Consider the following 9,019-nt stretch of genomic DNA (forward strand, 5'->3'; position numbering starts at 1 on the left):
ATGGCTTAGAAGTGGAAGCCTGCACCCACTGCACCGCCTGCGTTGCCTTGGGTGTCGGCAGAGCCAGACACTTTTAGCACCCAGCGGCCGTTGTCAGACAGCTTCGAGAAGCCCACTGCCACCGCGCCTTCGCCATTGTAGCTGGCGATACCACCGGTCAGCATAGACTTACCTGGGATGTACGCCTGTGGCAAAGCAGCCATCGCCATCGCTGATGAGACACCTGAGTTGGCATCATCAGCCACGCCATCGATGCGGTTGTTGATGTGCTGTGCCATGCCTTGTAGCTGGCTGACATTCACAGCATCAGTCGCATCGACGCCTTGGGCGACATTGGTGATCTTGGTGGCATTACCGTCTTTATCACCAACTCTGATGTTGTCGTCATCGTTCGTGATTTTTGGACCGTCAGCACCGATTTGAACGCTATCTACATTGATATTACGAGCCAAATCATAAGTGATGTTCGCACCATCACGAGCAACAGTTAGGTTCTTGCTGCCAGCTTTGAAGGTTACTGTATCACTTGGGTTGATTAGCTCAGTACCTGTTGTACCATCAGCAGCTAGTTTCCAACCAGAGTTATTAATCGCATTAGCGATATCACCTGCTGTTGCTAGTGCATTTGGTGGTGCTGGTGTATTTACCTTACCATCAGTGTTAGTTAATGGTGTGGTGTTCGCCTTGATAGCACCTGTGGTCGCATCTTTGGTGATGGTCGTGCCATCCACATTGACCGATACAACATAGACATTGGCACCTTTTGCATTTTGCGTAGTGGTCACAGTCACCGACTTATCATTCGAAGTCACTTCTTCTTTCGAAGCAGAGATACTTGAATTGATATTGTTAATCGCAGAGTACAACTGGCTACCGTTGACCGCATCTTTGCTGGTAGCAGAGATATCACCAGCTGCCACATTGGTGATTTTCTTATCACCAGCATTGATGCCGTCTTTATTGATAACAACTGGACCTACAGTCACACTATCAAAGTTCACATCTTTCTTAGTAGCTACTGTGTAAGTAGTGTTACCATTAGGATCAGTTTCTGGCTTAACTTCGATGTTATCACCTGCAGTTACAGTTGTGACCGTGTTGGTATCCTTAACGGTTGCGGTTAACTTGCCATCTTTGATTTGGATGGTGTCATTGTCCACATTAACATCATATTTAACCGTGCTAGATGTACCATCTGTAGTTACGGTAGCAGTTGTGCCTGCGCCATTGATGAAGTTCACCTTATCAGACGGGCGAACCAGATCTTTATGCGCACCATTATTTAACAAATTCCAACCAGAGTTGTTAATCGCATTTGCTACTGTACCTGCAGTTACCAAGCTGGTACCAGTCACAGGTCCAACGCTACCATTTGAGTCAATAGTAATATCGCTGGTCACTGCTGCAATATTGCCATTGCCATCTACTTTAACAGTCGTACCGTCAGTTTTGGCTGCTACAGTGTAAGTGGTTGCGCCAGTATCTGGATCAGGTTTGCCAGCAGTCACTGTAACACCTTGATCACCTTCAACGACAGTTTGAGCAGCTTTTAGCTGGCTGACATTCACGGCATCTGTACCTGCTACACCTGCTTTCACATTGGTGATGGCTGTATTACCAGCATCGATACCTGTAGCATTGTTAATCGTAACTGGTCCTACAGTAACTTTATTAAACTCAACTTCATCTTTGGTTGCGTAGGTGACTTTACCATTGATTTCCTGAGTGACTTGCATATTTTTGCCAGCAATCATTTCCACAGTGTCGCCTGGGTTGATCAGCTCATCACCACCAGCAACTTTCTTACCACCAGCAATTTCAGAAGTTTTAAGCGTAAAGCCTGACGCATTAATCGCTTTTGCCACATCGCCTGCAGTTACTAGTGACGCTGGCGTCGTTGCCGTCGCTACACCGCTAGTGTTAGTGGTGATATCACTGGTTATCGCTGCAATATTGCCATTCTTATCAACCGTGGTAGTTGTGCCATCAGTTTTGGCTGCCACAGTGTAAGTGGTTGCGCCAGTATCTGGATCAGGTTTGCCAGCAGTCACTGTAACACCTTGATCACCTTCTACGACAGTTTGAGCAGCTTTTAGCTGGCTGACATTTACTGCGTCATTAGGGTTTGTGCCAGCTGCAACATTCGTGATTTTGGTCGGATTACCAAGCTTGTCGCCAACTCTGATGTTGTCGCCATCGTTAGTGATTTTCGGGCCATCATTGAACTGTACGCTATTGATATTGATGTCTTTTGCTAAATCATAAGTGATGTCGCTACCCGTACGAGCAACAGTTAGGTTCTCGCTACCTTTTTTGAAGGTTACGGTATCACTTGGGTTGATTAGCTCTTGGCCTGCAGTGCCTTCAGCTTGCAAGTTCCAACCAGAGTTATTAATCGCATTAGCGATATCACCTGCTGTTGCTAGTGCATTTGGCGCTGCTGGTGTATTTACCTTACCATCAGTGTTAGTAGTAATATCGCTGGTGACTGCTGTGATATTGCCATTTTCCACTTTTACAGTCGTGCCATCAGTTTTGGCTGCAACGGTGTAAGTGGTACTGCCATCGGTATTGGTGGTCGGTGTGACTGATACGCCTTGGTCGCCTGCAACTTTAGTCGTCGCCGCTGCTTGAGCTTTTTCCAACTGGCTAACATTCACTGCGTCTGTAGCGTCAGTACCTGCTGCAACATTAGTGATCTTGGTATCGCCTGCATCAATACCATCTTGGTTGATGGTAACAGGACCTACTGTCAATGTATCATTTACGGTGACATTGTTAAACTCAACATCATCTGCAGTTGCAAACACAAACTTGCCGTTGGTTTGAGCGACAGTTAGGTTTTTACCTGCTTCTAGAGTTACAGTATCGCCTGGGTTGATTAGCTCGTTAGCAAACGCACCACCAGCATTATTACCTGCACCGATGATGTTAAAGCCTGAAGCGTTAATTGCTTCTGCCACATCGCCTGCTGTTGCTAGAGATGATGGCGTTGTTGCTGTCGCTACACCGTTGGTATCGGTAGTGATGTCGCTGGTGACTGCTGCAATGTTGCCATTGTCATCTACCTCAACGGTCGTGTCATCGACATTGACATTGTATTTAACAGTGCTTGTCTTGCCATCTGTATTTTCTACAACAGCCGTCGTGCCAGTACCATTAACGAAGTCTACTGTATCATAAGGTGTGACTAGATCACGAGCTGCGCCGTTATTTTTTAGGTTCCAGCCAGCATTTAGTACATCACCCATTGTCGCCGCATTGGTTTTGACAATATTTTCAGGTAAGGTACCTGACTTACCGCCATCAACCTCGCTTGGCTCTGGTAGTGTCGTCGTTAGGTTGCTGATGGTGTTGATCACTTTATTGTCAACTACAGTCGTATCAAGCACAATCGGGCTACCGACTTGATTACCATCTGCATCAAATACACCACCTACAGTCATGCTGTCAGTCGCTGTTACCGTCTTGAACACTGGGTTTTCGGTCATGCTGATTTCAACTTGGCCGTCTGTTACCGTGGTTTTTAAGTTTTTGGTCGATGTATCGGTTGCATTACCTGCAACAATCGCAAAGGTCTCGCCCAGTTTGCGGTTGGTTGAGCCGCTGTCACCTGTGAAGGTCAACGGTTTAAACGCTTGTTCCGCAGTTTGGTTGATTGCTTCGTTGATGTTGTTAACAGTAGTGCCGTTGACCGTAATTGGTGCGTTGGTCACAGTGATATCGCCTACGGTCAGACCATCGTTGTTAATCACAGTATCGCCTGCGGTGACGCTGTCAACGTTCAGGGCTTTGGCGGTCGCCACGGTGTAAGTGGTGCTGCCATCAGGATTGCCAGTCTCAGTCACTACTACGTTGTCACCTGCCTCAACTTTGGTGGTGGCCGCAGCTTGTGCCTTTTTCAGCTGGCTTACATTCACCGCATCGGTATCCGCTTCGCCGGCTGCTACGTTGGTGATCTTGTCGCCACCGACATTCAGACCGTCTGCCGTTGACGTCAGTGTGGTGCTGTCGCCGTTCACATCGCCGATGATGACGCTTTCGGTTGCAGTAATGTTCTTGAATTCCGGGTTTTCGGTCATGCTGATTTCAACTTGGCCGTCTGTTACCGTGGTTTTTAAGTTTTTGGTCGATGTATCGGTTGCATTACCTGCAACAATCGCAAAGGTCTCGCCCAGTTTGCGGTTGGTTGAGCCGCTGTCACCTGTGAAGGTCAACGGTTTAAACGCTTGTTCCGCAGTTTGGTTGATTGCTTCGTTGATGTTGTTAACAGTAGTGCCGTTTACGGTAATGGCATCGCCTGTTACTGTATTGCCACCTACGTTAACCGTGTTTGCGGTAACATTTTCAAAGACAACATTATCAGTTGTAGCAACGGTAACTTTACCATTAGCTTGAGTCAGCTTAATGTTCTTACCGGCATCGATGGTTACAGTTTCACCTGGGTTGATTAGCTCTTCACTTGTGCCATCAACTTCTCCCTCTGATGCTGAAGTTGTTAAGTTAAAGCCAGAGTTGTTGATGGCATTGGCAACATCATCACCTGTAACAAAGCTATTCTCATTACCTTCAGGGTTGGTGTTATTCACCGAACCATTTTCATTTGGCGCCAATTTCGCTTTTGCTACCGCAACATCGTAAACAGTGTTGCCATCTGCATCATTGTCTTTCTTAGTGACAGTGACAGACTTATCTTCAGACTGAACAACGGTTACGGTATCAGTATCAACATTTTCCAATGCTTCTTGGACATTATTATATGTATTGCCATTAACAGTAAAGTTAGCGGTTACATTGCCATTTTCATCTACATTAGAATCACTTGGATTTAGTACGTTAGCTACTGAGTTAGCTACGTTATTGATAACACCTTGAGTAGCGTATAGCTGTGAACCATTGATAGCTTCGGTAGATGTATTAGAAATATTACCTGCTGCAACGTTAATGATCTTACGCTCAATTACGCTAGCACTGCCGTCATTTTGACCTACACTTACATACATGCCAGCGCTTGATACATTACCAGCGAAACCACCATAAGTAATATTACCTACGGTTGCAGTTGTAGTATTTTCAATAGCGTGAGAACCTGCTGTACCAGAATCTTTACCTAGGATAACAGCGCCTTCATGACCATCAGCAACTGTAACATTGTTACCTAATACCATAACATCATCAGAGTTTACAGTATTTTTAAAGCCAACAACCATTGAACGACTGGCAGTTGCACCGTCAGTTATGCCACCAGCGATAGTGATAATGCCATTATCATCACGCGTGTTTGCAGTACCACCAACGTTGTTCTGGCCACCAATTGAGATGGCGTTATCAGTTGTTGAACCGATGGCGTTGTTGTTACCTAATGAGTAAGAGTTGGTACCTTTTACGATAGATGGGTCGCCGATGGCGCCAGAGTTTTCACCCTCAACCAAGTTACCAGTACCGATAGAGATCGAATTTGCAGCGCCTGCAATTGCTTTATTACCAATTGCAATAGCATTAATACCTTTGCTTTGGTTATTTGCATCAGCCAAATAAGCTGCTTCCGCATCGTTGAATGCTTTATTACCCGCCTTAACAGCTTCTTCCGTAGCTTTCTTTAACTGTTCTGCACTAGCAGTATCTTTGGTTACATTATTATCAGCTAGATATTCATCATATGCCGTTTGGTAAGCTGCAGTGTAAGCATTATCACGTGCTGTGATTAATTCTTCACTTCCTGCAAAAGCTCCCGAGCCGATAGAGATTGCTTTATCAGCAGCAGATTCTGAATTAGTACCAATTGCAATAGTTTGAGTATTGATAGCCTTAGCTAGATGACCCATCGCTGTTGCAGATTCTGAGCTAGCTTTTACTGAGCGGCCAATCGCAACAGATTCATTACCTGAAGCAATGGCTGATGAACCGATACCAACTGCATTACGGATTGATTTACCATTGAAACTTGTACCACCGTTTACAAAGTTACCGATCAATACGTTGCGGTCGTTGTTTGCAGTGTTGTGACCAGACTGTGGGCCCATAATAATAGAGCGGTTAGATGTTGAGGTAGAACCTGCCAGGTGACCCATCAGGATATTGTTATCGCCAATTGTGCCTCGACCGGTCAAGTTACCAATCGCCACATTGCCATCACCAGATAAGCCACGACCTGCGCTCGCACCCATCATGATGTTAGCACCTGAGCCAAAGGTTGAGAATGGCTCATTTCTGCCATCGTTAGACGATACGCCCTCACCAGCATTACGGCCGATGGCGATATTATGCACAGAACGAACATCAGAAATGTCTTTACCTGCTTCTGCACCCATTGCCACAGTGCCATAAGCCACAGTACCTTCACCGGCTTGTTTACCGATTAGGATGCTAGGGTCGCGAGCACCGTCCAACGTAGCTTCTTGAGTTAGCTGCTGCGCTTCGGTCAGCGCACCAGCACGATAACCGATAGCGACGCTATAGTCTTTTTTCGAGTTTTGGCCTGCTTCTGAGCCGATATTCACATTATGGATATTCCAGTTATCCGCAGTACCTACGCCAGCGAATTCACCGATCGAGATATTGCGGCCACCTTCGGCGACTGCACCATGACCGATAGCGACATTGCTCATCTTGCCGACCACGGCACGATAAACTTGGTTATTAGGATTTTGGTTGGCAGCAAAGTAATCACGCAGCTCTTGCTCGCTGGCGAATTTCGCACCGGTTGCCGGATTAATCAGATTCGCCCAGTTGCTGAAGTTCTCAGCGCCACCTGCTTTTGCCGCTTGGCCGATGGCAACGCTGTTCGTGGTATTGGCAATGGTGTTCATACCTGCGGTAACTGCACCTGTTGCACCCGCACCCGCTGCATCTGTGATCTTACCCAAGTTAGTCGTTGCATTACCTGTACCTGCATTAGCACCTGTATTGACATGAAAATAAGTATTTTCAACTTGCTCACCTAGTGTGCTTGCTACTGCATACAGCTGACTACCATTGATCGCGTCAGTAGAAGTCGCAGAAATCAGACCTGCTGCGACATTTTGGATACGACGCTCTTTGCCTGCCGCACCGACAGAGACCACGCCAACAGGCGTCTTACCAGCAAAGCCCGTATAAGTCAGTTTGTCACCGTCTTTATTACCTACATTAATAGCAACAGGCTCGGTTACCGCACCCACGCCGTCTGAGGTCGTACCTTTCGCCACATAAGCAGCGTCTTTACCTAGGAATACTGAGTTGTCTAGCGTGGTGGTGACATTACTACCTACGACAAAAGTATCATTGGTGGCGATGGTGTTGTTGTTACCTACGCTGTATGAGCCTGTACCAGTAATTGTTGTAGGATCACCAAATGCCCCTGAGTTATTACCAGAAACAACATTACCTGTACCAATACTGATAGACTGGTTACCCGTCGCCCGTGCTCCATCACCGATGGCGATGGCTTGTAAATTGGTTGTACTATTTGCAATACCAGCAACTGCATTACGGCCAATGGCAATAGAGGCAGCTGTAAATGTTTGTGTACCCGTACCAATGGCAACAGATGTATCTCCTTGTGATTTAGCAGCGATACCAATCGCTGTTGAGGCAAATCCTGCACTTTCACTTGTTGCACCAATAGCAGTACTTAAATGCCCAGAGCTTAAAGCTTTAGCCCCAATAACAATTGAGCCATCTCCTGCTGCTTTAGTAGAAACATAATTGCCTGAAACACCTAAATCCTTATTCGTTAAACCTTTGTATACAGGTCCTACGTTTTGATTTTTAATAACATCATCTAGATCATCTGCACCAATAGCTATTGACGTATTCCCTGTGGCAAATGTATCTCCACCAATGGCAATAGCTTGAGTTTTTGCTTGAGCATTGGGTCCAAAAGCTAAAGATTGAGAACCTTCTGCCTTTGACGCAGCACCAACCGCAACAGCTTGATTTCCATCAGCTGAGGCTGCTGCACTTCTGCCTGACCAGTACCCGCCAATTGCCAAAGCATTAGTTCCTTTAGCATTGGATTGATCACCAATTGCAACCGAACTTATACTAGGGGCTGATGCATTAGCACCAACTGCAATTGAGTTTGTACTGGTAGATGATGCACTAGCACCAACTGCAATAGCACCAACTGCTGAGGCATTAGCATTTTTCCCCACTGCAGTTGCATTTCCACCTGCTGCCCGAGCACCAGAGCCTAGTGCCATGGAGTCAGTAGCTGTTGCTCGTGCACTTGAACCGACGGCAACCGACTTTAGCCCTGTTGCTTGTGCACTTGAACCGACAGCAGTGGCATCTGTACTGAGAAATGTTGTTGCACCCAAAGGTAGGGTAGAAATCGACGTACTCTCCACAGTGATTGTTTTGTTAGTGTTATTCAGTGACAACTTGCGATACGTACCATCATCCTTCTTTAAATAGTAATTGGTACCGTCGCTGTAGACTTCTGATGCATACCCTATAGTGCTCGGTACACTATAATCAGGAAATATTTGTGCTAACGTTGGTGGTGTAGCAGAACCCGCCGCTGCCGAAGTACCCACAGCTATCGAATTCTTGGTATGGGATTGTGTTGTATTATCTCCACAAGCAAGCTGTCCATCAGTATTAAATGTACAATCTACTGCTCCAGTAAGTGTCGCCGCCATCACCTGAGATGAGGTAAAAATCCCCAAGCAGGATATGATGGATAACGTTAAGACTTTATAGGTGGATTTTAGGGATTTTACAGGTGATTCAATCTCCCCTGTTGCACCTTGTCCGCCTTTGCCTTGGGCTTTGGCGTATTCGCATACCGCTTGGAATGTTTGAGTGGATTTGTTCCAAATCACACGATAAATATTGTTCATAGGTTTTCCTTACATGGATTACAATAACTCAACTACCAAGCACCTTCGCTTAGTAAACCAATTGAGACATCATTTGACTTCCTCCCCTCCCTAAAGTGAGGGGATTCCTGCTCCCAGACGGCCAAGCCCGACCGCAAGAATGTTCCGACTGGCATTAATATCTCTATCATGCCATGTGCCACACTTTGCACAAG

At 46.2% G+C, this 9,019-nt stretch carries 1 protein-coding gene and 1 pseudogene; both read right to left on the reverse strand.

The genetic code is table 11. The features are described from left to right. Nucleotides 1-5: 5 nt before the first annotated feature. Complete coding sequence (locus AZ602_RS07675) at nt 6-8,825, reverse strand: YadA-like family protein (protein ID WP_103034411.1); 8,820 nt, start codon at nt 8,823-8,825, stop codon at nt 6-8. A gap of 90 nt (nt 8,826-8,915) precedes the next feature. Then, nucleotides 8,916-9,019 (reverse strand): annotated as a pseudogene (locus tag AZ602_RS10310) (RNA-guided endonuclease TnpB family protein); the annotation flags it as partial.

The organism is Moraxella sp. RCAD0137 (genome assembly GCF_002894025.1).
Lineage (GTDB): Bacteria > Pseudomonadota > Gammaproteobacteria > Pseudomonadales > Moraxellaceae > Moraxella > Moraxella porci.

Coding starts and splice junctions, on each gene's coding strand:
- AZ602_RS07675 (WP_103034411.1), bottom strand. CDS start 8,825: ATGAACAATATTTATCGTGTGATTTGGAACAAATCCACTCAAACATTC.